Source organism: Sinomonas flava (genome assembly GCF_039531875.1).
Taxonomy (GTDB): domain Bacteria; phylum Actinomycetota; class Actinomycetes; order Actinomycetales; family Micrococcaceae; genus Sinomonas; species Sinomonas flava.
The window spans coordinates 197,584-222,365 of the sequence record NZ_BAAAQW010000002.1; the positions used below are offsets into that span (position 1 = coordinate 197,584).

A 24,782-nucleotide genomic window follows, 5' to 3' on the forward strand; every position below is an offset into this window, starting at 1 on the left:
CCTATACCACCCGAAAGGTTTGATTGCATGGCCATCCTGCCCATCAGGATCATCGGCGACCCAGTGCTGCGCACCGTTGCGGAGCCCGTCACCGACTTCGGCCCAGGCCTGCGCCGCCTCGTGGACGACATGATGGAGACGATGGAGGACGTCGACGGGGCCGGACTCGCCGCCCCGCAGGTGGGTGTGAGCCAGCGCGTGTTCACCTACCAATGCGATGGCCGCCGTGGGCACATCGTGAATCCCGTCCTCGAACTCTCCGACGACGACCAGGACGACGCCGTCGAGGGCTGCCTGAGCATCCCCGGCGTCGCCTTCCCGGTCCGCCGCCGTGCGAGGGCCCACGTGAAGGGGTCCGATGCAGACGGCAACCCCCTCGAGTTCGACGCCGAGGGCCTCCTCGCACGGATCGCGCAGCACGAGACGGACCACCTCGACGGGATCCTCTTCCCGGACAGGCTCGAGGGCGAGGACCGGAAGGCTGCCCTGCGGGCCATCCGCGCCCTGGACTACCGCTCGGTGGCCAACGCCACGGTGACGAAGCGCGCGTCGCACGTGGGATCAGCGTTCGGCTCCGGCCAGGGCGCAGCCTTCGGCGCTGGCGCCACCGCATGAGGATCGTCTTCGCCGGGACCCCGCAGGTCGCCGTCCCTTCGCTCGACGCACTCGCGGCGGCCGGGTTCGACATCGCCGGCGTGCTGACGCGCCCGGACGCACCCGTCGGCCGGAAGCGGGTTCTGACCCCGTCGCCGGTCGCCGCCCGTGCCGCAGAGCTCGGGATCCCCGTGGTCAAGGCCGCGCGCGTGACCGAGGAGGTCACGCGCAAGATCGCCGGGTGGGCACCCGAGGCTGCAGCGATCGTCGCGTACGGCGGCATCATTCCCCCGTCGGCACTGGCCGTTCCGCCGCACGGATGGGTGAACCTGCACTTCTCCCTCCTGCCTGCGTGGCGTGGCGCAGCACCCCTGCAGCACTCGGTCATCCACGGCGACGACGTAGTGGGTGCCTCGACGTTCAGGCTCGAGCAAGGGCTGGACACCGGGCCGGTCTACGGCACGCTCGCGGTGACCCCCAGTCCTGAGGCGACCAGCGGCGAGCTGTTCGCCGAGCTCGCGTCGAGCGGCGCGAAGCTCCTGGTGGCCACGCTCGAGGGCATTGCGTCGGGCCGGCTCGAACCTCAGGCACAGGCCGGAGATCCGACCTTCGCGCCCAAGCTGACGCTCCAGGACGGGCACCTCGACTGGTCTCAGCCGGCTGTCGCCCTGCACCGCCGGGCGCGCGGAGTGACCCCGGAGCCCGGGGCATGGACGCTCCTCGACGGGCAGCGCTTCAAGCTCGAGCCGCCCCGCCTCCGTCCCGACGTGGAGGGGGTGGCGCCGGGACGCCTCGCGTGGGCCGGGAAGGCGCTCGTCGTCGGGACGGGCACGCACGCCCTCGAGCTCACGAGGGTCCAGCCGGCCGGAAAGAAGATGATGGGCGCGGCTGACTGGGCGCGGGGCGCCGGCGATATCGAAGGGAAGGTGCTCGGATGAGCGAACGGGAACACCGGGGGTCAGGCGGCCGGCCGTCGCGCCGTGACGCCCAGGGCCGCGAGCGCAACCGGGGCCAGGGACAGCGGCAGCAGAGCCGGACGGCGCCGAGCCAGCGTACACGCCGCGCGGATCCGGCCCGCCTCGTGGCCTTCGAGGTCCTCCGCGCCGTCTCGTCCGAGGATGCCTACGCGAACCTCGTCCTCCCCGCACGCATCCGGCACCATCGGCTCGCCGGGAGGGATGCCGCCTTCGCCACTGAACTTGCCTATGGCGCGCTGCGCGGGCGGGGCACCCTCGACGCCGTGCTGGCGCGCTGCGTGGACCGGCCCCTCACACAGCTCGATCCCGCGGTCCTCGACGCCCTCCGCCTCGGGGCCCACCAGCTCCTAGGGATGCGGGTGCCGCCGCATGCGGCCCTCGACACGACCGTCGGCCTCGTCCGCGCGGTCGTCGGCGCCGGCCCTGCTTCCCTCGTCAACGCTGTCCTGCGCCGCGTGAGCGAGCGCACGCTGGACGGGTGGCTCCACGAGCTCGAGGCGGACGTGGCCGACGACACCGAGCGGGACGCGCTCCGCCATGCGCACCCCGCATGGATCGTCCGAGCGCTGAGGCAGTCCCTCGTCGCCCACGGGCGCCCGCCCGCCGAGATTGACGAACTCCTCGAAGCCGACAACGCTGCTCCGGTCGTCAACCTCGTCGCCCTTCCCGGGCTCGGGTCGCTGGCTGAAGCGCTCGAGGACGGTGCCGAGCGAGGCAGCCTCGTGGACGACTCCGCCCTCTCGGGCGGGGGAGACCTCGGACGGTGGTCGTCCGTGCGCACGGGGACGCTGCGCATCCAGGACGTCGGGTCGCAGCTCGTTGCCCGCGCCGTCGCCTCGGCGCCCCTCGCGGGCAAGGCCGCGGAGGACGCCGCAGCCCACCATGAGCGGTGGCTCGACCTGTGCGCCGGACCGGGCGGGAAGGCCGCGCTGCTCGGGGCCCTCGCCGCGCAGCGAGGGGCGACTTTGCTCGCGAACGAGGCTGCGCCCCACCGGGCCGACCTCGTGCGGCAGGCACTGCGGCCCGTACCGGGGGAGTCATGGGCAGTGCGTCTGGGCGACGGCCGCGAGCTCGGGCGCGAACAGCCGGCCCAGTTCGACCGCGTCATCGCAGACGTGCCCTGCACCGGGCTCGGAGCCCTCCGCCGACGGCCGGAGTCACGGTGGCGTCGCACCCCGAACGACCTCGCCGAACTGGGTCCGCTCCAGCGGGCCCTGCTGGACTCGGCGATCGACGCTACGGCACCGGGCGGCGTCGTGGGCTACGTGACGTGCTCGCCGCACCCGGCCGAGACTACGGTCGTCGTCCAGGACGCACTCAGGCGCCGATCGGACGTCGAACTCCTCGACGCCGGCGAAGCGCTGGACGCGGTGGCGCTGCGGCCCCTGGAAGCCGGCCACGACGGCACCGCGCAGCTGTGGCCGCACGTCCACGCGACCGATGCGATGTTCTTGGCGCTCTTCCGCAAGCTTCCGTCCAGCGATCCGTCCACGAGCCGCTCATCCACCGGCGCGCCGACCAAGGAGTCCTGAGTGACCTGCAGCATCCACCCGAGCATCCTCTCCGCCGACTTCGTGAACCTCGAGGCCGAACTGGCCAGGATCTCGACGGCGGACGCCGTCCACGTGGACGTCATGGACAACCACTTCGTGCCGAACCTCACCCTAGGCCTTCCGGTGGTCCAGCGGCTCCAAGCGGTCAGCCCGGTCCCGCTCGACGCCCACCTGATGATTGCCGACGCCGACCGCTGGGCGCCGCTCTACGCGGACCTCGGCCTCGCGTCGGTCACCTTCCACGCCGAGGCCGCCACGGCCCCCATCAAGCTTGCACGCGAACTCCGCGCCCGGGGTTCCAAGGCCGGCATGGCACTGCGCCCCGCCACCGCCGTCGAGCCCTACCTCGACATGCTGGCCGAGCTTGACATGCTCCTCGTCATGACCGTCGAGCCGGGCTTCGGAGGCCAATCGTTCCTCGACGTGACCCTGCCCAAGATCCGTCGCGCCCGCGCCGCCGTCGACGGCAGCGGGGCGAAGGTGGGGATCCAGGTCGACGGCGGCATCTCCGAGGCGACCATCGAGCGCGCGGCGGAGGCCGGAGCCGATGTCTTCGTGGCTGGTTCCGCGGTCTACGGCGCTGACGATCCCGGCGCCGCCGTCGAGAAGCTCCGCGGACTCGCCCGGGCCGCCGCTCGCCGCTGACCCTCTGTGACGTGGCGCATGCGTAAAAGCGCTCCTGATATGTCAGAATGTCACTGGTCGTTTGGTTGAACTGTCATCGAAGCAGGCGCCACACGGCCAGATAGCAAACGAAACGTGCTCCGGGGTCGGTGAAAGTCCGAACCGGCGGTGACAGTCCGCGACCCGGCGGCCCAGCTCATCCGAGCAGGGACGTCGGTTGAGCCGGTGGAATTCCGGCACCGACAGTTAGAGTCTGGATGGGAGAAGCACGTGCAGTGTGCGGTGCGCCGTCATCGGCGGCGCCGCATCTGTCGCAACCCCGGAGCCGCTGCGGTGAAGGAAAAGGAGGTTGCGATGGACTTCATGCAGTGGCTCTTGACAGCGCGGATCCCCCTGATGGGATCCGCCTTCCACGCACGCGAGGTGGGCCTCAGGCCCCGATCCGGCGTCGGGCCCATGACGTGGCACAGCCGGGAGGTGGCCGCGTGAGCGCCCTATCTCCCGAGGCCCTCCGCGCCCACTGGCCGGCCGAGGACCTCGCACACATGCAGCGGGCGCTCGCGCTCGCCTCCCACGGCGTCAGGGGAGCGAACCCGCTCGTGGGGGCGGTCGCCGTCGGACGCGACGGGACGACGCTGGCGACCGGGTACCACCGCGGGGCGGGAACCGCTCACGCCGAGGCTGACGCGATCGCCAACGCCGCGCGCGACGGCGTGGACCTGACTGGGTCGACCATGTACGTCACGCTTGAGCCGTGCAACCACACAGGCCGCACCGGGCCCTGTGCACAGGCGATCATCGGCGCCGGGATTGCGCGCGTCGTCTACGCCATCGACGACCCCCACGACATCGCGAGCGGCGGCGCCCGGACGCTGCGCTCAGCAGGCGTCGACGTCGAGTCGGGCGCTCTCTCAGCGGAGTCTGCCGAGCTGAACCGGCGCTGGCTCGAGGCGGTCGCAGGGCGCCGGCCGTTCGTGACCCTGCACATCGCGCAGACCCTCGACTCGCGGATTGCCGCCGAGGACGGGACGAGCCAGTGGATCACGTGCCCGGAGTCCCTCGCGGACAACCACGCGACGCGCTCGCGCATCGACGCGATCCTCGTGGGGAGCCAGACCGTCGCGGTGGACAACCCGAGGCTCACCGCGCGCGCCGAGGATGGGTCGCTCCTGGCCCACCAGCCGCTGCGCGCCGTCATGGGCCTGCGCGACGTGCCTGAGGACGCAGCCGTGCGCGGTTCCGACGGCCGTTTCGTCCACCTCCGGACCCAGAACCCCGCCGAGGCTCTCGTCGAGCTCTTCGCGGCCGGAGTCCGGCACCTCATGGTGGAGGGCGGGTCCCGCGTCATCGCGGCCTTCCTCTCAGCGGGCCTCGTCGACGAGCTCATCGTCTACCAGGCCCCGACGATCCTCGGCTCCGGCAAGAACGCCGTGGCCGACCTCGGCGTCCGCACGCTCGCCGATGCCCAGCACTGGCGCTGGGACGAGGCCGACGGCGGGTCCGTCCGCCGCCTCGGCGCGGACGTCCGCTTCCATCTCGCACCCGCGGCGCCGGCCGCCGCGGACGACAGCTCCAAGGAGACCCACTGATGTTCACCGGAATCATCGCCGAGCGCGGGACCATTGAAGAGGTGCGCTCGGCCGACGGCAGCGCGGTCCTCACGCTCAGCGCGCCGACGCTCGCCCGCGACCTCCCCCTCGGCGGCTCAATCGCCGTCGACGGATGCTGCCTGACAGCCGTGACCAACGACGGCCAGCGCTTCACCGTCGATGTGATGGGGGAGTCCCTCGCCCGCACGACTATCGGCACCCTCAAGGCCGGCGACGCGGTCAATCTCGAGCGCTGCGTCCCGGCAGGCGGCCGCCTCGACGGGCACGTTGTCCAAGGCCACGTCGATGGCGTCGGCGCGCTCGTCGAGCGTGAGCCCCAGGCGGCCTGGCACCGGCTGAGGTTCTCCGTGCCCGCCAGCCTCGCGCCGTACATCGCCGAGAAGGGCTCCATCGCGATCGACGGCGTGTCGCTCACCGTCACTGCCGTGAGTCCGGCGGGGGAGAAGGAGCAGTGGGTCGAGGTCGGCCTCATTCCGGCGACCCTCGCCGACACGGGCCTCGGAGCGAAGGCGGTTGGCGCACCCGTCAACCTCGAGGTCGACGTCCTCGCGAAGTACACGGCCCGCCTGCTCTCCTTCTCGCGTGAGGGGGCCCAGCTGTGAGCGCCCCCGCACAGGCCATCCGCCTCGAACCGGTCAGCGCCGCGGTCGACGCCTTCCGTTCGGGGAAGCCCGTCCTCGTGGTCGATGACGAGAACCGCGAGAACGAAGGCGACATCATCTTCGCCGCGCAGCACTCGACGCCAGCGCTCATGGGCTGGACCATCCGCTACAGCTCGGGAGTGGTCTGCGCGCCCATGGACGGCGCGACCGCGGAACGGCTCGCGCTTCCCCCGATGGTGGCCGACAATCAGGACGCCAAGGGAACGGCCTACACCGTCTCCTGCGACCTCATCGGCACGGGCACCGGCATCAGCGCGACCGCGCGGTCCCAGACCGTCGCGGCACTCGCCTCGCCGTCTTCGACGGCCGCCGACTTCAGCCGGCCGGGGCATATATTCCCCCTGCGGGCGGTTGACGGTGGTGTGCTGGCCCGGCCGGGCCATACCGAAGCGGCGGTCGAGCTCTGCCGCCTCGCCGGTCTGGCGCCCGTGGGCGTCATCGCCGAAGTCGTGCACGACGACGGCGAGATGATGAGGCTTCCGGCGCTCCGCGAGTTCGCGGACGCGCACGGCTGCCCGCTCATCTCGATCGAGGAGCTGTCAGCGTTCGTCGCCGCAGGCGGCGGGCAGGGAGGAGTCTCATGACCAAGCGGCAGTCCCCCCACGACGTGCACCGACCGCATCCCGTCTCAGGGGGTCCGATCGTGAAGTTGCCCACCGCCTTTGGCGATTTCGTCGCCCAGGCCTGGGTCGACGAGGAGACGGGAGTCGAGCACTTCGCGGTCAGTTCACCGATGGCACCTGTGGACGGCGCGGCGCCGCTCGTGCGCCTCCACTCAGAATGCCTGACAGGGGACGTCTTCGGCTCGTACCGTTGCGACTGCGGCGAACAGCTTGCCTACGCCCTCGAGAAGATCGGCCAGGAGGGTGGCACACTGCTCTACCTTCGCGGCCAGGAGGGCCGCGGCATCGGCCTGGCCAACAAGATCAAGGCCTACGCCCTCCAGGAGGCCGGCTTCGACACGGTCGAGGCCAACGAGCAGCTCGGCCTGCCCGTCGACGCACGCTCGTACCGCGCCGCTGCCCAGATCCTCGCCGAGATGGGCCTCACCCGGATCCGGCTCCTGAGCAACAATCCCGACAAGAAGCACCGTCTGGCAGACGCCGGCGTCGTGATCGTGGAGATGGTGCCCACCGAGGTGCCCTCCCGAGCCGAGAACCTCCGCTACCTGCAGACCAAGAAGGACCGCATGGACCACCGCCTCACCCTCGAGGTGCGCGCGGCCACCGGTCCGCGACGCCAGCGCGCGGCTGACTGACAGCCTCCCGTCCTTCGACGACCCCAGACCCCCACACGACAGAAGGAGCCCCACCACGTGAGCGGACACGGCGCGCCCACCCTTGCCCTCGACAACCCCGACCTCGCAGGCCTGAAGCTCGCGATCGTCGCCGCGAGCTGGCACACCCAGATCATGGACGGACTCCTCGACGGCGCCCTGCGTGCGGCCGGCGAGGCCGGCATCGGCTCTCCGACCGTCGTGCGGGTGCCGGGGGCCTTCGAGCTCCCGGTCGCCGCGGCGAAGCTCGCCGCCAGCCACGACGCGGTGGTGGCGCTCGGCGTCGTCATCCGTGGAGGCACCCCGCACTTCGAGTACGTGTGCGAGGCAGCGACGGTGGGCCTGACAGACGTGAGCGTGCGCACCGGGGTCCCGATCGGGTTCGGCGTGCTCACGTGCGACACCGAGCAGCAGGGCATCGACCGGGCCGGCCTCGAAGGCTCCTCCGAGGACAAGGGCCACGAGGCTGTCACCGCGGCCCTGCTGACGGCCCAGACCCTGCGCGGCCTCTGAGCCGCACGCCTCGGCGCGGCTGTGGCGTCTCTCACAGGCCGCGGTTCACAGAGCCATCGGGGGGCGGGCGTGCCGTCCGGCTCCAGTAGTCTTGGGTCGTGAAAGATTTCGAGACACTGTTCGCCGAGCTCAGCGAGAAGGCCGCGAAGCGCCCGGCCGGATCGCGCACCGTCGCCGAACTGGAGTCCGGAGTGCACGGCATCGGCAAGAAGATCGTCGAAGAGGCCGCTGAAGTCTGGATGGCTGCCGAGTACGAGTCGGACGAGGCTGCGGCCGAGGAGATCTCCCAGCTCCTCTACCACGTCCAGGTGCTCATGCTGGCCAAGGGGTTCACGCTGCAGGACGTCTACCGTCATCTGTAGCCGCGGCGCCCGCCGAATCCCCGGCGGGCAACCGCGGCATCAGCCGCCCTCCCCACGTCCACACGCCCAGAAAGCCCCTCAATGCTCCGTGTAGCCGTCCCGAACAAGGGATCCCTGTCCGAAGCCGCCTCGTCGATGCTCTCCGAGGCCGGCTACCGCCAGCGTCGCGAAGGCGGCCGCGAACTCGTCATGGTCGACCCGGACAACGACATCGAGTTCTTCTACCTGCGGCCCCGGGACATCGCGGTCTACGTGGGCCGCGGCACCCTCGACGTGGGCATCACCGGCCGCGACCTCCTGCTCGACGCCGAGGTGGAGGCCGAGGAGCTGCTCGGCCTCGGCTTCGCCTCCTCGACGTTCCGCTTCGCCGGCCCGGTCGGCCAGTTCACCAAGCTCGAGGACCTCGAGGGGAAGCGGATCGCGACGAGCTACGACGGCCTCGTGCGCCGGTACCTCGGTGAGCGCGGCATCGCAGCGTCCCGTGTGGTCCGGCTGGACGGCGCCGTCGAGTCGTCGGTTCGCCTCGGCGTCGCGGATGCGATCGCGGACGTCGTCGAGACCGGCAGCACGCTCAAGGCCGCCGGCATGGACGTGTTCGGCGAGCCGCTCCTGAAGTCGGAGGCAGTCCTCATCGGCCGCAGCGGGCACAGCCTGCCGGCGATCGACGTTCTCATCCGCCGTCTCCAGGGCGTCCTCGTGGCCCGCCAGTACGTGCTCATGGACTACGACATCCGCAAGGACCTCGTCGAGCAGGCCGCCGCGCTCACCCCCGGGCTCGAGTCGCCGACGGTCTCGCCGCTGCGGGACTCGGAATGGGTGGCGGTCCGCTCGATGGTGCCCAAGCGCGAGACCAACCGGATCATGGACGAGCTGTACGACCTCGGCGCCCGCGCCATCCTCGTCAGCAGCATCCACGCCTGCCGCATCTGAGGAAGGACGCCACATGTCTGTTGCCGTCCGTGTGATCCCATGCCTCGACGTCGACGCCGGGCGGGTCGTCAAGGGGGTCAACTTCCAGGACCTCCGCGACGCCGGCGATCCAGTCGCCCTCGCCCACCGCTACGACAACGGCGGGGCTGACGAGCTCACGTTCCTCGACGTCACCGCGTCCTCGTCCGACCGGCAGACCACCTTCGATGTCGTCCGCCGCACCGCCGAGGAAGTCTTCATCCCGCTCACCGTCGGCGGCGGCGTGCGGCGAGTGGACGACGTCGACCGCCTCCTCCGCGAGGGCGCGGACAAGGCGTCGATCAACACCGCGGCGATCGCCCGGCCTGACGTCATCGACGAGATCACCCGCCACTTCGGCTCCCAGGTCCTCGTCCTCTCCGTCGATGCCCGTCGCGTCCAGGAGGGTACCGTGACGGCGTCCGGCTTCGAGGTCACGACCCACGGCGGTCGTCGGGGAACCGGCATCGACGCCGTGGCGTGGGCCAAGGAGGCGGCGGACCGGGGCGTGGGGGAGATCCTGCTGAACTCGATCGACGCCGACGGCACCAAGGAGGGCTTCGACCTGGAGCTCATCCGGCTCATCCGAGCCGCCGTCAAGGTCCCGATCATCGCCTCGGGCGGTGCCGGTGTGCCCGAGCACTTCCCGCCGGCGATCGAGGCCGGCGCGGACGCCGTGCTCGCCGCGTCGATGTTCCATTTCGGCCCGGACGACATGATCGCCCAAGTCAAGGCAGCCATCCGCGACGCCGGCTTCCCGGTCCGCTAGGCCCCCGTCCGCTGGGCCTCGGGGCGCGCGCCCCGGCTCACTGCAGCCTCCTGCGGAGCCTCGCGGCGGGCGCCCAGCCCTCGCCGAGGAACGCCGGCACTTCCGCCGGGTCGCCCTCGACAAGCGTGACGAGCCATTCGGCGCCCTCCAGGAAGGCCTGCTCAGCTAGGGCCGAGACGACCGCGGCGCCCAGGCTCCCCTCGGCGTCGTCGACCGCGAACTCGAAGCCGCCCACCGCGGCGACCGAGCTGCCGTACGCGATTCTGCCCTTGACCGCCGGCCGGCCGAACACCGTGAGCTCGACGGCGTCGTACGCCCCCAGGGGCGCCTCGGCGATCCCGCCACCCTCCGGCAGCTTCGGCGGCTGGGGGATGTCGCCCGTCCCGATGGCGAGGAGGGTCGCGTCAGCCGCGCCGTCGCCGTCGTGCATGGAGAGGATGGAACCCGCGGCGCCTGTGGTGGGGGCGATGAGGAGTGCGCCGTTGTCGAACTCCGCTTCCTGGCCGTGGAGCGCGGCGAGCAGAGGGGCGATGGACTCCCAGGAGGGCTCGAAGTCAGTCATGGGACCATCCTGCCACTCCGGACGCGGGTGTCAGCCCGCTCAGTGGCCGACCTCGGAGCTCGCGAGCAGGGCGACGGCGTCTGGCTGCCCCTCGAACGTGACGAGGGCCTGGGCCGTGCGGCCTGAGGCATGCAGGAGGAGCTCGCCGGGGTCACCCACGATCGCGACGGAGACGGCCGCTCGGCGCGCGACGTGGCGGGGTCCCGCCGTGCTCACGAGGACGACGCCGAGGTCGACGCCACGGTACAGGATGGCGGCCCGCTTGATGAGCTCGGCCCACAGCGCGTCCGCGTAGGCGGTGTCGAGAGCCCGGGGTGCCCAGCGGTCGGTGGCACGCCGGACGTCCTCGGTGTGGACGAAGAACTCGGCAAGGTTCGCGGCCTCGTCCACCGCGGCAAGGCGGAGGGGCGAGAGGGCAGGCGGTCCCGCCCGGAACGCCGTGACGATCTCCGCGAACCGCTCGGGGGTGGCATTCCTGGCCGCGAGCCGCTCTGTCGCGCGGTCCGACGCACCGTGCCACGCCGGGATGACGAGGCCGAGGCCCACGCGGGCGCTCCGCTCGCGCAGGTACAGGTGGGCGGCGAGGTGCCGAGTGGCCCAGCCCTCGCAGAGCGTGGGCGCATCAGGGCCGGCCGCGAGCAGCGTCTCGGCCAGGACTTCGCGCGACAGGTGGCTGAAATGCATCAATGCCGAAACTAGCACGCGCGCGCGAAGCGTGCAGGCGCGCCGCGGGCGGCCCGGTCCATGCAGCGGCGCCCACTAGACTTGAGGGGATGTCTGAGCAGAGAACCTCCCCCGTGTCCAGCCCGCTGCCCGCCGACCTTGCCGCGCGCCTGAAGAGGGACGACGCCGGTCTGGTCGCCGCGGTCGTGCAGCAGCACGACACCAATGAGGTGCTCATGGTCGGCTGGATGGACGACGAGGCGCTGAACCGCACCCTCACGACCGGCCGGGTGACCTTCTGGTCGCGTTCGCGTCAGGAGTACTGGCGCAAGGGCGACACGTCGGGCCACGTCCAGTGGGTGAAGTCCGTGGACCTCGACTGCGACGGCGACGCCCTCCTCGTCCGCGTCGACCAGGTCGGAGCCGCTTGCCACACCGGGACGCGGACCTGCTTCGACGGCCGGCGCCTCGACGCCGTCGTCGGCGACGCGTCCTGAAGCCCGCGCCCCACGAACCACGACGGACCCGCGAACCGAAAGCGACACTGCAGCCATGAACGACCTAGGAGCCATCAGCCCCACCCTCGAGGAGTTCCGCGCGGTGGCGGCCCACCGCCGGGTCGTGCCCGTGCGGATGCGCCTCCTCGCGGACGCTGAGACGCCGATCAGCATCTACCGCAAGCTCGCGGACGGCAGACCGGGCACCTTCCTCTTCGAATCCGCCGCGGTCGGCGGCGCGTGGTCGCGGTACTCCTTCATCGGGGCGGCGTCCCGCGCGACGCTCACGAGCCGCGACGGCGACGCCCACTGGATCGGGGAGCCGCCCGCCGGGGTGCCGACGTCCGGCAACCCGCTCGAGGCGCTGCGCGACACCGTCGCCGCGCTGAGCACCGAGCGGTTCGAGGGCCTGCCGCCGCTGACCTCCGGAATGGTCGGATTCGTCGGTTGGGAGGCCGTGCGCCGGTGGGAGAAGCTCCTCACTCCGCCCGAGGACGACATGGACCTCCCCGAGCTCGCGATGAACCTCGTGACCGATCTCGCCGTGCACGACAACGTCGACGGCACGGTGACGCTCGTCGCCAACGCCATCAACTTCGACAACAGCGACGAGCGGGTCGATGAGGCGTGGCAGGACGCCGTGGACCGGGTCGGCCGCATGCTCGAGGCGCTCCTGCGCCGCGCCGACCCCGCACTGAGCGTGCTGGGCCCGGTCGGCGACTACCAGGACAAGGTCATCCACGCGTGGGGCGAGAAGGGCTACCTCGAGGCCATTGCGCGCGGCAAGGAGGCGATCTATGACGGCGACGTGTTCCAGGTCGTCATCTCCCGCCGCTTCGAGCTCGAGTACGACGCGTCGCCGCTGGACGTGTACCGCGTGCTGCGCACCACCAACCCGAGCCCGTACATGTACCTGCTGAGCCTTGTCGATGCGCAGGGCCGCGACTACTCGATCGTGGGATCCTCGCCGGAGGCGCTCGTGACGGTCACCGGGGAGCAGGTCGTCACCCATCCGATCGCCGGCTCCCGCCCGCGCGGAGCCACCGTCGAAGCGGACAAGGCCCTCGCCGACGAGCTGCTCGCGGACGAGAAGGAGCGCGCGGAGCACCTCATGCTCGTGGACCTCGCCCGGAACGACCTCTCCAAGGTCTGCCGGCCGGGCACCGTGGAGGTCAGCGAGTTCATGGCCGTCGAGAAGTTCAGCCACATCATGCACCTCGTCTCGACCGTGGACGGCAAGCTCCGGCCGGACGCGAGCGCCTACGACGTCCTGGCCGCGACCTTCCCCGCGGGCACCTTGTCTGGGGCCCCCAAACCCCGCGCCCTGCGCCTCCTCGACGAGGTGGAGCCGGTGCGACGGGGTGTCTACGGCGGGGTGGTCGGGTACTTCGACTTCGCGGGGGACATGGACATGGCCATAGCCATCCGGACGGCCCTGCTGCGCGGTGGCCGGGCGTACGTCCAGTCCGGCGGCGGGATCGTCGCCGACTCCGACCCGGCCGCGGAGGCCCAGGAGTCCGTGAACAAGGCGGCGGCGCCCCTGCGGGCCGTGCACACGGCGTCGGCGCTCCGGCCAGCCTCCGCCCCTGCCCCTGTGGAGGCAGGAGCCGACCGTGGCTGACACCGCCGGGAGCCAGCGCGCCGAGCGGGGCGCGCCACGATGGGCCCGCAAGCCCATCATCGTCACGGTCGCCGTCGCGCTCGCGCTGGCGGCGTTCGGCGCGACGACCCAGACCTGGCTGGACGCGGAAGTCCGGGGCGCCGCCGTGCGGACCGCCCACCTGGCGGTACAGGGGAGCAAGGCTGCCACATCGGTGTCCGCCCTCGCCCTCGTGGGCCTCGCGGGGACGCTGGCCGTGGCGGTCGCGGGACGGATCGGGAGGACCATCTCCGGCGCCATCGTGATCCTCGCGGGCGTCGGCATCGTGACGGCATGCCTCGCAGTCCTCGCCGACCCGCGTGCAGCCGCCGAAGGCTCGATCGCCCAGGCGACCGGCCTTGCCGGCACCGACGCGGCCGTCGGCCTCACTGCCTTCCCGGCGCTCGCGGCAGCAGCCGGCGCGCTGCTGGGCGCCGCCGGCGTCGCGCTCCTCGTCGCCTCGCGCCACTGGCCCACCCGGACGAGGTACGACGCCGCCGTCCCCGGCTCCCGCGGCAGGGCCGCCGCTGGCGGGGGAGGGACGGGCAGCGACGGAAGCCGGTCCGCGGTCGACGGAATCGACGGCTGGGACAGCCTGAGCCGCGGCGAGGACCCCACCGACTGACCCCCTGCCACGTCCTCGGCGCCCTGCCGGAGGTGGCAGAATGACAGTAGTACCCCGACTTCAGGAGACGAAGAGATGAGCAACACGCGTGCTTCCCAGACCACCACGAACGAGGTCCTCCACGGCGAGGACCTCGGCCACGGCAACAGCCCTGCGGCGTGGACGTGCGTGTTCGTCATGATGCTCGGCGCCATCGTGTCCTGCATCGGGTTCGCGATCGCCAACAGCATCGTGTTCTGGGCCGGCATTGTCGTCATCGCCGCTGGCCTCGTCGTCGGCTGGGCCATGAAGAAGGCCGGCTACGGCGTCGGCGGCAGCAAGCTCAAGAACCAGCACTGATGGCCAACGTCCTCGACGAGATCATCGACGGGGTCCGTGAGGACCTCGCCGCGCGTGAACGCCTGCTCCCGGCGGCCGAGGTCCAGGCGGCCGCGGCTGCCCGCCCCGCTGCCCTGGACGCATGGGCGGCGCTCGGCGGCGGGCAGCCCGCCGGTGAGCTGCGGGTCATCGCCGAGGTCAAGAGGCAGAGCCCGTCGAAGGGCGCCCTCGCGGACATCGCCGACCCCGCCTCGCTCGCGGCCCGGTACGCCGAGGGCGGCGCGTCCGTCATCAGCGTCCTCACCGAGCAGCGCCGCTTCGGGGGCAGCCTCGCCGACTTTGACGCCGTCCGCGCGGCGGTCGGGATCCCGCTCCTGCGCAAGGACTTCACGGTGGAGGAGTACCAGGTCCACGAGGCCCGGGCCCACGGCGCCGACCTCGTGCTGCTCATCGTCGCGGCGCTCGACGACGCGCGGCTCGCGGGCCTGCTCGAGCTGACCCGCTCGCTGGGCATGGAGGCGCTCGTGGAGACCCACACCGAGGACGAGATCGACCGCGCTGCCGCCGTCGACGCCCGCATTGTGGGCGTCAACGTACGCAACCTCAAGACGCTCGACGTCGACCGTGGCGTCTTCGGCCGGCTGGCCGACCGTCTTCCCGACGGCGCCGTGGCCGTCGCGGAGTCCGGAGTGCGCGGCCCCGAGGACGTTGCCTACTATGCGGCGCACGGCGCGGGCGCGATCCTCGTGGGCGAGGCGCTCGTCACGCACGGTGACCCTCGGGCCCGCATCCAGGAATTCAAGCGCGCGGGGGCGGCTGCCATCGCCGCCAGGCCGGGCGCGCACTGAGAACGCGGCAGGGCCCCCACGGGGCCGTGCCTGAAGGAAGGTAGGACTGGTGGGCGACACGACGCCAGCGTCAGCCCCGGGCACCGGGGACGCATCCAACGTCAGGACGGACGGAGCGGCCGCCGAGTCGGCTGCGGACGCCTTCCTGAAGGGAAGCCTGCGCCACGCGCCGGGCCCCTACTTCGGCTCGTACGGCGGGCGATGGATGCCCGAGTCGCTCATCGCGGCGCTCGACGAGCTCGAGGACACCTTCGAGAAGGCCAAGGCGGATCCCGAGTTCCTCGCGGAGATCGCCGATCTCAACCGCACCTACTCCGGCCGCCCCTCCCTCCTGACGGAGGCGAAGCGGTTCTCGGAGCACGCCGGCGGGGTCCGGGTCTTCCTCAAGCGCGAGGACCTGAACCACACGGGCTCGCACAAGATCAACAACGTCCTCGGTCAGGCGCTCCTGGCGCGGCGCATGGGCAAGGCGCGTCTCATCGCCGAGACCGGCGCGGGCCAGCACGGCGTCGCGAGCGCGACCGCGGCCGCACTGCTCGGCATGGAGTGCGTCGTGTACATGGGGGCGGAGGACTGCCGCCGGCAGGCTCTCAACGTCGCCCGCATGCAGCTCCTCGGGGCCGAGGTCGTGCCCGTCACGAACGGTTCCCAGACCCTCAAGGACGCCATCAACGACGCCCTGCGGGACTGGGTCGCGAACGTCGAGACCACCCACTACCTCCTCGGGACCGCCGCCGGCGCGCACCCGTTCCCCGCCATGGTGCGCTTCTTCCACGAAGTCATCGGCGAGGAGGCCCGAGAGCAGATCCTCGCGCAGACCGGCCGGCTCCCCGACGCCGTGTGCGCCTGCGTGGGCGGCGGGTCCAACGCCATCGGCATCTTCCACGGCTTCCTCGACGACCCGTCGGTCCGGCTCTACGGCCTCGAGGCCGGCGGACGCGGGGTCTCCACAGGGCACCACGCCGCGACCATCACGCTCGGCCGCCCCGGGGTGCTCCACGGCGCCCGGACTTACCTCATGCAGGACGAGGACGGCCAGACGGTCGAGTCCGAGTCGATCTCCGCAGGCCTCGACTACCCCGGGGTCGGTCCGGAGCACTCCTACCTGCACGACATCGGCCGGGTGACCTATGAGCCGATCACTGACTCCGAGGCCATGGATGCCTTCAGCCTCCTCTGCCGGACGGAAGGGATCATCCCCGCCATCGAGTCCTCGCACGCCCTCGCGGGGGCCATCAAGGTCGGACAGCGTCTGGCCGCCGAGGAAGGGGACCCCCACGAGAAGATCATCATCGTGAACCTGTCCGGCCGCGGCGACAAGGACGTCCAGACGGCTGCCGAATGGTTCGGCATGCTCGACGAGAACGGCCAGGTCAAGGGAACCACCCTCTCCACGCGGCGCCCGAAGGGCTTCATGCCGCAGGGCGGGCAGGACGCGGCGGCCGCCGGCGAGGACGACACCGAGGAGGGCATCGCGTGAGCAAGGTCGCCGACGTCATCGACAAGGCCAAGGCGGAGGGACGTGCCGCGCTGGTCGGCTATCTACCTGCCGGCTACCCGAGCGTCGAGGAGAGCATCGACGCCGCTATCGCGCTCGCCCGCAACGGCGCCGATGTCATCGAGATCGGGATCCCGTACTCTGACCCGGTCATGGACGGCAGCGTCATCCAGGCCGCCACGACCCAGGCCCTCGCGAGCGGCTTCCACGTGGCGCGCGTCTTCGACGTCGTCAGGGCGGTCACCGAGGCCACCGCTGACCTCGGCACCGCGGTGCTGGTCATGACCTACTGGAACCCCGTCATGCGGATGGGCGTCGACGAGTTCGCCCGCCGCCTCGCCGAGGCCGGCGGAGCGGGCCTGATCACGCCGGACCTGATCCCGGACGAGGCCCACGAGTGGATCGAGGTGTCCGACAAGTACGGCCTCGACCGGGTCTTCCTCGTCGCCCCCTCCACCACGCCGGAGCGGATGGCCATGACGGTCGCCGCGACGCGCGGGTTCACCTACGCGGTGTCCCTCATGGGCGTGACGGGTGCCCGGACCGCCGTCGACTCGGCCGCACGGGAGGTCGTCGAGTCCGCGAGGGCGGCCGGCGCCGAACGGGTCTGCGTCGGCCTCGGCGTCTCCAACGCCGAGCACGTTCGCGAGATCGGCGCCTACGCCGACGGCGTCATCGTCGGCACGGCGATCGTCAGTGCACTGCGCGAGGGCGGCCCCGACGCCGTCGGGAACCTCGCCGCCGAACTGCGCTCCGGGCTCGCGCGCACCGCGCCGGCCGGGACCTGAGCGTGTCGGCGGCTCTGGCCGACGCCGCCTCAGCGGTGCCGGCTGTGATCCCGAGCCCTGACTGGTCCGGATTCGACATCCCGCTCCCATGGGGCGCCCTGCGCATCCACGCGTATGCGCTGTGCATCCTCGCGGGAATCGTCGTCGGGCTCTGGCTCACCGCCAGGCGCTGGAGGGCCCGCGGCGGCAGCACTGACGCTATCTGGGACGTCGCGGTCTGGGCGATCCCCGCCGGCATCGTCGGCGGCCGCCTCTACCACGTGTTCTCCTCGCCGGACCGGTACTTCGGGCCCGGCTTCAACGGCACCGGGGACCTCAGCGCGATCCCGCGCGTGTGGGAGGGCGGCCTCGGCATCTGGGGCGCGGTCGCCCTCGGCGCCATCGGGGCCTGGATCGGCTGCCGGCGCGCGGATGTGCGCCTCACGGCGTTCGTCGACGCGGCTGCGCCGGGCCTGCTGCTCGCGCAGGCAATCGGGCGCTGGGGCAACTACTTCAACCAGGAACTCTTCGGCGGCCCCACGGACCTCCCGTGGGGGCTCGAGGTCGATGCGGCCAACCCGAACTTCCCGCCCGGCTACGCCCCCGGCACACTCTTCCACCCGACGTTCCTCTACGAGTCGCTGTGGAACCTCGCCGGCGTCGTCATCCTCCTGCTGCTCGATCGGCGCCTGCGGTTCCGCGGAGGCCGCCTGTTCTGGCTCTATGCCTGCTACTACACCCTGGGCCGCGTATGGATCGAGGCCATGCGCATCGACGACGCCGAGATGGTCACCCTTGCGGGCATCACGGCCCGTCTCAACGTGTGGACGTCGATCTTCGTCTTCGCGGTCTCGCTCGTCGTGTTCATCGTCCTGACGGTGCGCCGCGGCCGCGAGGTCGACGGCGTGGCGCTGCCGGGGCGCGAGGCGGCGGAACCGGCGACGGCGGGTGCTCCGCAGGCGCGCGCTTAGCACGGCCGCGCCGGTACGCTGCCAGTCATGTCCGGCATGCGGACCACACCGTCTCGCAATGCGGTGGCGTGATAATCTGGCGGTCAGTCGAGACGGCTCTGACGACCCGCGGCCCGCATCAAAGGCCGCTTGGGAGACGTGAGGAAGCCGACCGGCTGCGGGAGGGGACCGCAGCCGGACCATGCTGGGCCACCGCCCGGACGGCTCGTCCCCACAATGACGTGGATCATCCCGGCTCCGACGGACAGTGCATCGAACGGCCGGCACCGTGTGGCTGTCATGCTGCGGCGTCCTGTGACGCCGGGCAGGGGCCAGCCATACAATTTCCAGTAATCAGCGCCTTGCTGTGCCCACTCGTGCCACAGCATTGCGGGGCCAACGTTGTCCCCTGTCGCGAATCGACCAGGAGGAAGGACGTTCCGTCATGACTCACCCGACCCACGGCGCCGCCGAGCAGGAGTCCGAAAGGGCGCTTTCGCCCTTCGAACGGTTTGCGGCCATGCCCGCCTCTGCCGGCATGTACCGCTCGGACGCCGAGAAGGACGCCTGCGGTCTCGCGATCGTCGCGACGCTGCGCGGCGAAGCCGGGCATGACATCGTCGACGCCGCGCTGCACGCGCTGCGGGCGCTCGAGCACCGCGGCGCCGTCGGCGCCGATGAGGGCACCGGCGACGGCGCGGGCCTCCTCACGCAGCTGCCCGACGCGTTCTTCCGCGCCGTCGTGGACTTCGAGCTGCCGGCCGCCGACCAGTACGCCGCCGGCATCGCCTTCCTCCCCGCCGAGGAGCGCGAGGCGGCGACGGCGCGCGCCGGCATCGAGGCCCTCGCCGAGGCCGAAGGCCTGAAGGTCCTGGGCTGGCGCACTGTCCCGGTGGTCGCGGAGCTCGTCGGGGCGATGGCCCGGGCGTGCATGCCGCACTTCGAGCAGGTGTTCATCGGCTCGGCGACCGGCGAGGAGCTCGGCCGCAACGACCTTGACGGGCGCGCCTGGCGGATCCGGAAGCGGGCCCAGAACAAGCACGGCGTCTACTTCCCGTCGCTCTCCTCACGCACGATCGTCTACAAGGGCATGCTCACCACGGCCCAGCTCGAGCCGTTCTACCCGGACCTCTCCGACGACCGCTTCGCCACGAAGCTCGCCATCGTGCACTCGCGCTTCTCCACAAACACGTTCCCGTCCTGGCCGCTCGCGCAGCCCTTCCGGACGATTGCGCACAACGGCGAGATCAACACCGTCAAGGGCAACCGCAACTGGATGCGCGCACGCCAGTCGCAGCTGGGCAGTCCGCTGCTGGGCGACGCCCCGGAGGAGCTCTTCCCCATCTGCACCCCGGGCGCGTCGGACTCGGCGTCGTTCGACGAGGTCGCGGAGCTCCTGTGGCTCTCGGGCCGTCCGATCACGCACTCGATCATGATGATGATCCCCGAGGCGTGGGAGAACCACACCTCGATGGACCCCGCCCGCCGGGCCTTCTACGAGTACCACTCCCTCCTGATGGAGCCGTGGGATGGCCCCGCTGCCGTCTCTTTCACCGACGGCACGGTCGTCGGTGCGACCCTGGACCGCAATGGCCTCCGCCCCTGCCGCTACTGGGTGACCGAGGACGGGCTCGTCGTGTTCGCGTCCGAGGTGGGCGTGGTCGACGTCGTGCCCTCGAAGGTCGTCAAGAAGGGACGTGTCTCGCCCGGGAAGATGTTCGTGGTGGACACCGATGCGGGGCGGATCATCGACGACGAAGAGGTCAAGGCAGAGATCTCCGGCTCGAACCCCTGGGACGAGTGGCTCAAGCAGAACGTGATCCGGCTCGCCGAGCTGCCGGAGCGCGAGCACGTGGTCCACACGCCCCAGTCGGTCAACGTCCGCCAGCGCACCTTCGGGTACACGCAGGAGGAGCTCCGCATCCTCGTCGGGCCGATGGCCCGCACGGGCGCCGAACCGATCGGCGCGATGGGCTCGGACACCCCGGTGGCCGTCCTGTCCAAGCGCCCGCGCCTCCTGTTCGACTACTTCGTGCAGTCCTTCGCGCAGGTGACCAATCCGCCGCTCGATGCGATCCGCGAGGAGCTCGTGACGAGTCTCAACGGCGCGATCGGCCCCAACGGCAACCTCCTGAACACGGAGCGCGTCAAGGAGAAGCAGGTCATCCTGCCGTTCCCGGTCATCAACAACGACCAGCTCGCGAAGATCGCGAACATCGAGAATGACGAAGGCGACCGGATCGCCGTCAAGATCCGCGGCCTCTACCGGCCCGAGGGCGGCGAGACCGCCCTGCGCGCGCGCCTGACAGAGATCTGCGAGCAGGTCTCGGGCGCGATCAACCGCGGGGTCCAGTACGTCGTCCTCTCGGACCGCGACTCGAACGCCCAGTGGGCGCCCATCCCGTCGCTCCTGCTGCTCTCCGCGGTCCACCACCACCTGCTGCGCAGTGCCAACCGCACCAAGACCGCCCTCGTCGTCGAGGCCGGCGACGTCCGCGAGGTGCACCACGTCGCGGTGCTCCTGGGCTATGGGGCCTCGGCCGTGAACCCCTACCTGGCGATGGAGTCCGTCGAGGAGCTCATCCGCTCGGGCGACCTCCCGGGTGTGACCCCCGAGGACGGCGTCTACAACCTCATCAAGGGCCTCGGCAAGGGCGTCCTGAAGATCATGTCCAAGATGGGCATCTCGACCGTCGCGTCGTACTGCGGCGCGCAGACGTTCGAGGCCCTCGGCCTGTCGCAGGACCTCGTGGACGAGTTCTTCGCCGGCACCCACAGCCAGCTTGGCGGCGTCGGGCTCGATGTGATTGCTGCCGAGGTCGCGGCGCGGCACGAGATGGCGTACCCGTCGTCAGGTGTCGAGCAGGCCCACCGGCCGCTCCTGAACGGTGGCGAGTACCAGTGGCGCCGGGACGGAGAGCCCCACCTCTTCAACCCCGAGACCGTCTTCCGGCTCCAGCACTCCACGCGCGAGCGCCGGTACGACGTGTTCAAGGCGTACACGAACGGGGTCGACGACCAGTCCAGGAACCTCATGACCCTCCGGGGCCTGCTGCGGTTCAAGGACGGCGTCCGCCCCGCGGTCCCGATCGAGGAGGTCGAACCGGTCTCGAGCATCGTCAAGCGGTTCTCCACGGGTGCCATGAGCTACGGCTCGATCTCCAAGGAGGCCCACGAGACCCTCGCGATCGCGATGAACCGCCTCGGCGGCAAGTCGAACACCGGCGAGGGCGGCGAGGACGTCGACCGCCTGCTGGACCCGGAGCGGCGCTCCGCGATCAAGCAGGTCGCCTCGGGCCGGTTCGGTGTCACGAGCCTGTACCTGACGAACGCCACGGACATCCAGATCAAGATGGCCCAGGGCGCCAAGCCCGGTGAGGGTGGCCAGCTCATGGCCCAGAAGGTCTACCCGTGGGTCGCCCGGACACGGCACTCCACCCCTGGCGTGGCCCTCATCTCCCCGCCGCCGCACCACGACATCTACTCGATCGAGGACCTCGCCCAGCTCATCTACGACTGCAAGCGGGCCAACCCGAGCGCGCGCGTGCACGTCAAGCTGGTCTCCGAGGTCGGTATCGGCACCGTGGCTGCTGGCGTCACGAAGGCGAAGGCCGACGTCGTGCTCGTCTCCGGGCACGACGGCGGGACCGGCGCCTCGCCGCTGAACTCGCTCAAGCACGCGGGCGTTCCGTGGGAGCTGGGGCTCGCCGAGACGCAGCAGACGCTCATGCTCAACGGGCTCCGCGACCGCGTCGTGGTTCAGGTCGACGGCCAGCTCAAGACCGGCCGCGACGTCGTGATCGCGGCGCTGCTGGGCGCCGAGGAGTACGGCTTTGCGACCGCGCCCCTCGTCGTCTCGGGCTGCATCATGATGCGCGTCTGCCACCTCGACACCTGCCCCGTCGGCGTCGCGACGCAGAACCCCGAGCTGCGGGCGCGCTTCTCCGGCAAGCCGGAGTTCGTGGTGAACTTCTTCGAGTTCATCGCCGAGGAGATCCGCGAGATCCTCGCCGAGCTCGGCTTCCGCTCGCTCGAAGAGGCGATCGGCCACTCCGAGTTCCTGGACACGCGTCAGGCGATCGACCACTGGAAGGCGGAGGGGCTGGACCTCTCGCCCATCCTGACCGGCCTCGACTTCGACGAGGACGCCCCGCTGCGCAACATGACCGGGCAGAACCACGAACTCGAGAAGCACTTCGATGCGCAGCTCATCGAGATGTCGGCGGATGCCCTCAATGACCGCAGCCCGGTCAAGATCAGCCTCCCCGTGGTGAACACCGACCGCTCGGTCGGGACGATGCTCGGGCACGCGGTCACGAAGGCGTTCGGCACCGACACCCTCGCGACGGACACGATCGACATCACGCTCACCGGCACGGCCGGGCAGTCCCTCGGGGCCTTCCTGCCGGCAGGGATCACCCTGCGCCTCTTCGGCGACTCGAACGACTACGTCGGCAAGGGCCTGTCCGGCGGCCGGGTGATCGTCCGTCCCGACCGCACGAACGTGTTCCCCGCGGAGCGCAATGTGATCGCGGGCAACGTCATCGGCTACGGCGCGACGAGCGGCGAGCTGTTCCTGCGCGGCCAGGTGGGCGAGCGGTTCCTCGTGCGCAACTCGGGCGCCACCGCCGTCGTCGAGGGCATCGGCGACCACGGCTGCGAGTACATGACGGGTGGGCAGGCCCTCATCCTCGGACGCACGGGGCGCAACTTCGGCGCCGGCATGTCCGGAGGAACCGCCTTCGTCCTGGACCTCAAGCCCGAGCGCGTCAACAAGCAGGCCCTCGACGCCGGAGAGCTCACGCTCCTGGCGCTCGACGACGAGGACCGCGACATCGTGCGCGCCCTCCTCGCGAAGCACATCGAGGAGACCGAGTCGGCCCTTGCCCAGCGGCTGCTCGAGAACTTCGACGACACGGCGGCGAGGATCACGAAGGTCCTCCCGCGCGACTACGCAGCAGTCCTGCAGACCCGTCTGGCCGCCCTCGACGAGGGGCTGGACCCGGACGGCGAAGAAGTTTGGTCTCGCATCCTGGAGGTGACCGGTGGCTGACCCACGCGGATTCCTGAAAGTCCGGCAGCGTGAGACGCAGCCGCGGCGCCCCGTTCCCGTCCGCATCATGGACTGGAAGGAAGTCTACGAAGCCCAGGAGAAGGGTGTCCTCAAGCGCCAGGCTGGCCGCTGCATGGACTGCGGCGTGCCGTTCTGCCACCATGGCTGCCCCCTCGGCAACCTGATCCCCGAGTGGAACGACCTGACGTGGCGCGGGAAGGGCGCAGACGCCTCCGAGCGCCTGCATGCGACCAACAACTTCCCCGAGTTCACCGGGCGGCTGTGCCCCGCTCCGTGTGAGAGCTCGTGCGTCCTCGGCATCAACCAGCCCGCTGTGACGATCAAGCAGATCGAGGTCTCGATCGCCGAGGAGGCGTTCGGCGAGGGCTGGGTCGAGCCGCTTCCTCCGGCGCGCCTCACGGGCAAGACGGTCGCCGTCGTCGGCTCGGGCCCCGCGGGGCTCGCCGCGGCGCAGCAGCTCACCCGGGTCGGGCACACGGTGGCGGTGTACGAGCGCGACGACAAGATCGGCGGCCTCCTGCGCTACGGCATCCCCGACTTCAAGATGGAGAAGGAGGTGCTGGACCGCCGCCTCGCCCAGATGAAGGCCGAGGGGACGCGATTCCGCACCGGCGTGGCCGTCGGCCAGGACGTGAGCTGGGACCAGCTCCGCCGCCGGTACGACGCGGTCGTGGTCGCGACCGGCGCGACTGTCCCGCGGGATCTGGCGATCCCCGGACGCGGGCTGGACGGCGTCCACTTCGCGATGGACTACCTCGTACAGGCCAACCGGGTCTGCGCCGGGGAGACGGTCCCGGACCAGATCGATGCGCGCGGCAAGCACGTCGTGATCCTCGGCGGCGGCGACACCGGAGCGGACTGCATCGGCACGGCGCACCGCCAGCAGGCGGCGTCCGTGACCACGCTCGCCATCGGCAAGCAGCCCCCGTCCGAGCGTCCTGCGCACCAGCCCTGGCCCATGTTCCCGAACCTCTTCGAGGTGGCCAGTGCCCACGAGGAAGGCGGTGAGCGCACCTACCTCGCGTCGACCGTCGAGTTCGTGGGGGAGAACGGGCGCCTCACGGGCCTCAAGGTCGCCGAGACCGAGTACGTCGACGGGAAGCGCCTTCCGAAGGCCGGCACCGAGCGGGTCATCCCGGCCGACCTCGTCTTCCTGGCGCTCGGCTTCACCGGTGCCGAGCCGGCGGGCATCACGGAGCAGGTCAGCGCCCCCTTCGACGCCCGCGGCAACGTGGAGCGCGACGCCTCGTACATGACCGAGGTCCCCGGCATCTTCGTTGCCGGCGATGCCGGGCGCGGCCAGTCGCTCATCGTCTGGGCGATCGCCGAAGGCCGCGCGGCCGCTGCCGCCGTCGACCGGCACCTCATGGGCACGACCAGCCTTCCCGCTCCGGTCGCCCCCACGGACCGCGCTATCGCCGTCCTCTAGACATCAGGCGGGGCGGTCATGTCC

The 24,782-nt window shown here is 71.1% G+C and carries 24 protein-coding genes, 1 pseudogene and 1 riboswitch; of the genes and pseudogenes, 23 read left to right on the forward strand and 2 right to left on the reverse strand.

Annotation, left to right across the window (positions count from 1 at the left end):
• Positions 1-27 precede the first annotated feature (27 nt).
• The 13 genes from def (at position 28) to hisF (ending at position 9,888) form a co-directional block, all read left to right on the forward strand.
• Positions 28-615 (forward strand): peptide deformylase, encoded by a 588-nt coding sequence (gene def, locus ABD298_RS01780; protein WP_344297898.1) that lies wholly within the window; start codon positions 28-30, stop codon positions 613-615.
• Complete coding sequence (gene fmt / locus ABD298_RS01785; RefSeq protein WP_344297900.1) at positions 612-1,532, forward strand: methionyl-tRNA formyltransferase; 921 nt, start codon at positions 612-614, stop codon at positions 1,530-1,532. The genes def and fmt overlap by 4 nt, the downstream gene beginning before the upstream one ends.
• Complete coding sequence (locus ABD298_RS01790; protein ID WP_344297902.1) at positions 1,529-3,103, forward strand: RsmB/NOP family class I SAM-dependent RNA methyltransferase; 1,575 nt, start codon at positions 1,529-1,531, stop codon at positions 3,101-3,103. The genes fmt and ABD298_RS01790 overlap by 4 nt, the downstream gene beginning before the upstream one ends.
• Positions 3,104-3,769 (forward strand): ribulose-phosphate 3-epimerase, encoded by a 666-nt coding sequence (gene rpe, locus ABD298_RS01795; RefSeq protein WP_344297904.1) that lies wholly within the window; start codon positions 3,104-3,106, stop codon positions 3,767-3,769.
• A 111-nt stretch (positions 3,770-3,880) separates the two neighbouring features.
• Positions 3,881-4,021, forward strand: a riboswitch (FMN riboswitch).
• An 81-nt stretch (positions 4,022-4,102) separates the two neighbouring features.
• Complete coding sequence (locus ABD298_RS01800; protein ID WP_344297906.1) at positions 4,103-4,237, forward strand: hypothetical protein; 135 nt, start codon at positions 4,103-4,105, stop codon at positions 4,235-4,237.
• A 56-nt stretch (positions 4,238-4,293) separates the two neighbouring features.
• On the forward strand, positions 4,294-5,337 hold the full coding sequence (ribD, locus tag ABD298_RS01805) for a bifunctional diaminohydroxyphosphoribosylaminopyrimidine deaminase/5-amino-6-(5-phosphoribosylamino)uracil reductase RibD (RefSeq protein WP_344298156.1): 1,044 nt from the start codon (positions 4,294-4,296) through the stop codon (positions 5,335-5,337).
• Positions 5,337-5,960 carry a riboflavin synthase gene (locus ABD298_RS01810; protein WP_344297908.1) on the forward strand — a complete coding sequence of 208 codons (624 nt, stop codon included), beginning with the start codon at positions 5,337-5,339 and terminating at the stop codon, positions 5,958-5,960. Before ribD ends, ABD298_RS01810 begins: the two co-directional genes overlap by 1 nt.
• Positions 5,957-6,604 (forward strand): 3,4-dihydroxy-2-butanone-4-phosphate synthase, encoded by a 648-nt coding sequence (gene ribB / locus ABD298_RS01815; RefSeq protein WP_344297910.1) that lies wholly within the window; start codon positions 5,957-5,959, stop codon positions 6,602-6,604. Before ABD298_RS01810 ends, ribB begins: the two co-directional genes overlap by 4 nt.
• The gene (gene ribA, locus ABD298_RS01820) at positions 6,601-7,278 is read left to right on the forward strand and encodes a GTP cyclohydrolase II (protein WP_344297912.1); all 678 of its coding nucleotides are present in this window, start codon (positions 6,601-6,603) and stop codon (positions 7,276-7,278) included. Before ribB ends, ribA begins: the two co-directional genes overlap by 4 nt.
• 57 nt (positions 7,279-7,335) lie before the next feature.
• Entirely contained in the window at positions 7,336-7,809 is a 474-nt protein-coding gene (gene ribH / locus ABD298_RS01825) for a 6,7-dimethyl-8-ribityllumazine synthase (RefSeq protein WP_344297914.1), read from the forward strand.
• A 98-nt stretch (positions 7,810-7,907) separates the two neighbouring features.
• Entirely contained in the window at positions 7,908-8,171 is a 264-nt protein-coding gene (locus ABD298_RS01830; RefSeq protein ID WP_344297915.1) for a phosphoribosyl-ATP diphosphatase, read from the forward strand.
• Positions 8,172-8,252: 81 nt separating this feature from the next.
• Positions 8,253-9,101 carry an ATP phosphoribosyltransferase gene (gene hisG, locus ABD298_RS01835; protein WP_208712434.1) on the forward strand — a complete coding sequence of 283 codons (849 nt, stop codon included), beginning with the start codon at positions 8,253-8,255 and terminating at the stop codon, positions 9,099-9,101.
• Between the two features lie 13 nt (positions 9,102-9,114).
• Positions 9,115-9,888 carry an imidazole glycerol phosphate synthase subunit HisF gene (hisF, locus tag ABD298_RS01840; RefSeq protein WP_344297918.1) on the forward strand — a complete coding sequence of 258 codons (774 nt, stop codon included), beginning with the start codon at positions 9,115-9,117 and terminating at the stop codon, positions 9,886-9,888.
• A gap of 37 nt (positions 9,889-9,925) precedes the next feature.
• Here hisF and ABD298_RS01845 read toward each other — a convergent pair whose 3' ends face one another.
• Positions 9,926-10,450 carry a hypothetical protein gene (locus tag ABD298_RS01845; RefSeq protein ID WP_344297920.1) on the reverse strand — a complete coding sequence of 175 codons (525 nt, stop codon included), beginning with the start codon at positions 10,448-10,450 and terminating at the stop codon, positions 9,926-9,928.
• A gap of 39 nt (positions 10,451-10,489) precedes the next feature.
• Positions 10,490-11,134, reverse strand: coding sequence for a TIGR03085 family metal-binding protein (locus ABD298_RS01850; RefSeq protein ID WP_344297922.1), 645 nt, complete (start codon positions 11,132-11,134; stop codon positions 10,490-10,492).
• Between the two features lie 89 nt (positions 11,135-11,223).
• Here ABD298_RS01850 and hisI point away from each other — a divergent pair, with 89 nt between their 5' ends.
• The 10 genes and pseudogenes from hisI (at position 11,224) to ABD298_RS01900 (ending at position 24,758) form a co-directional block, all read left to right on the forward strand.
• Positions 11,224-11,610 carry a phosphoribosyl-AMP cyclohydrolase gene (gene hisI, locus ABD298_RS01855; RefSeq protein ID WP_344297924.1) on the forward strand — a complete coding sequence of 129 codons (387 nt, stop codon included), beginning with the start codon at positions 11,224-11,226 and terminating at the stop codon, positions 11,608-11,610.
• A gap of 55 nt (positions 11,611-11,665) precedes the next feature.
• Positions 11,666-13,231, forward strand: a complete 1,566-nt coding sequence (locus ABD298_RS01860) for an anthranilate synthase component I (RefSeq protein WP_344297926.1) — start codon at positions 11,666-11,668, stop codon at positions 13,229-13,231.
• Positions 13,224-13,874 carry a Trp biosynthesis-associated membrane protein gene (locus ABD298_RS01865; protein ID WP_344297928.1) on the forward strand — a complete coding sequence of 217 codons (651 nt, stop codon included), beginning with the start codon at positions 13,224-13,226 and terminating at the stop codon, positions 13,872-13,874. The genes ABD298_RS01860 and ABD298_RS01865 overlap by 8 nt, the downstream gene beginning before the upstream one ends.
• 75 nt (positions 13,875-13,949) lie before the next feature.
• Positions 13,950-14,213: an HGxxPAAW family protein gene (locus ABD298_RS01870; RefSeq protein WP_344297930.1), complete on the forward strand. Its 264-nt coding sequence runs from the start codon at positions 13,950-13,952 to the stop codon at positions 14,211-14,213.
• Positions 14,213-15,040, forward strand: coding sequence for an indole-3-glycerol phosphate synthase TrpC (gene trpC, locus ABD298_RS01875; RefSeq protein ID WP_344297932.1), 828 nt, complete (start codon positions 14,213-14,215; stop codon positions 15,038-15,040). Before ABD298_RS01870 ends, trpC begins: the two co-directional genes overlap by 1 nt.
• A 145-nt stretch (positions 15,041-15,185) precedes the next feature.
• Positions 15,186-16,520, forward strand: a complete 1,335-nt coding sequence (trpB, locus tag ABD298_RS01880; protein WP_344298157.1) for a tryptophan synthase subunit beta — start codon at positions 15,186-15,188, stop codon at positions 16,518-16,520.
• On the forward strand, positions 16,517-17,326 hold the full coding sequence (trpA, locus tag ABD298_RS01885; RefSeq protein ID WP_344297934.1) for a tryptophan synthase subunit alpha: 810 nt from the start codon (positions 16,517-16,519) through the stop codon (positions 17,324-17,326). The genes trpB and trpA overlap by 4 nt, the downstream gene beginning before the upstream one ends.
• Before the next feature lie 2 nt (positions 17,327-17,328).
• Positions 17,329-18,231, forward strand: a pseudogene (lgt, locus tag ABD298_RS01890) (prolipoprotein diacylglyceryl transferase); the annotation flags it as partial.
• 469 nt (positions 18,232-18,700) lie between these two features.
• Positions 18,701-23,308, forward strand: coding sequence for a glutamate synthase large subunit (gene gltB, locus ABD298_RS01895; RefSeq protein WP_344297936.1), 4,608 nt, complete (start codon positions 18,701-18,703; stop codon positions 23,306-23,308).
• Entirely contained in the window at positions 23,301-24,758 is a 1,458-nt protein-coding gene (locus ABD298_RS01900) for a glutamate synthase subunit beta (protein ID WP_344297938.1), read from the forward strand. Before gltB ends, ABD298_RS01900 begins: the two co-directional genes overlap by 8 nt.
• Positions 24,759-24,782: the final 24 nt, after the last annotated feature.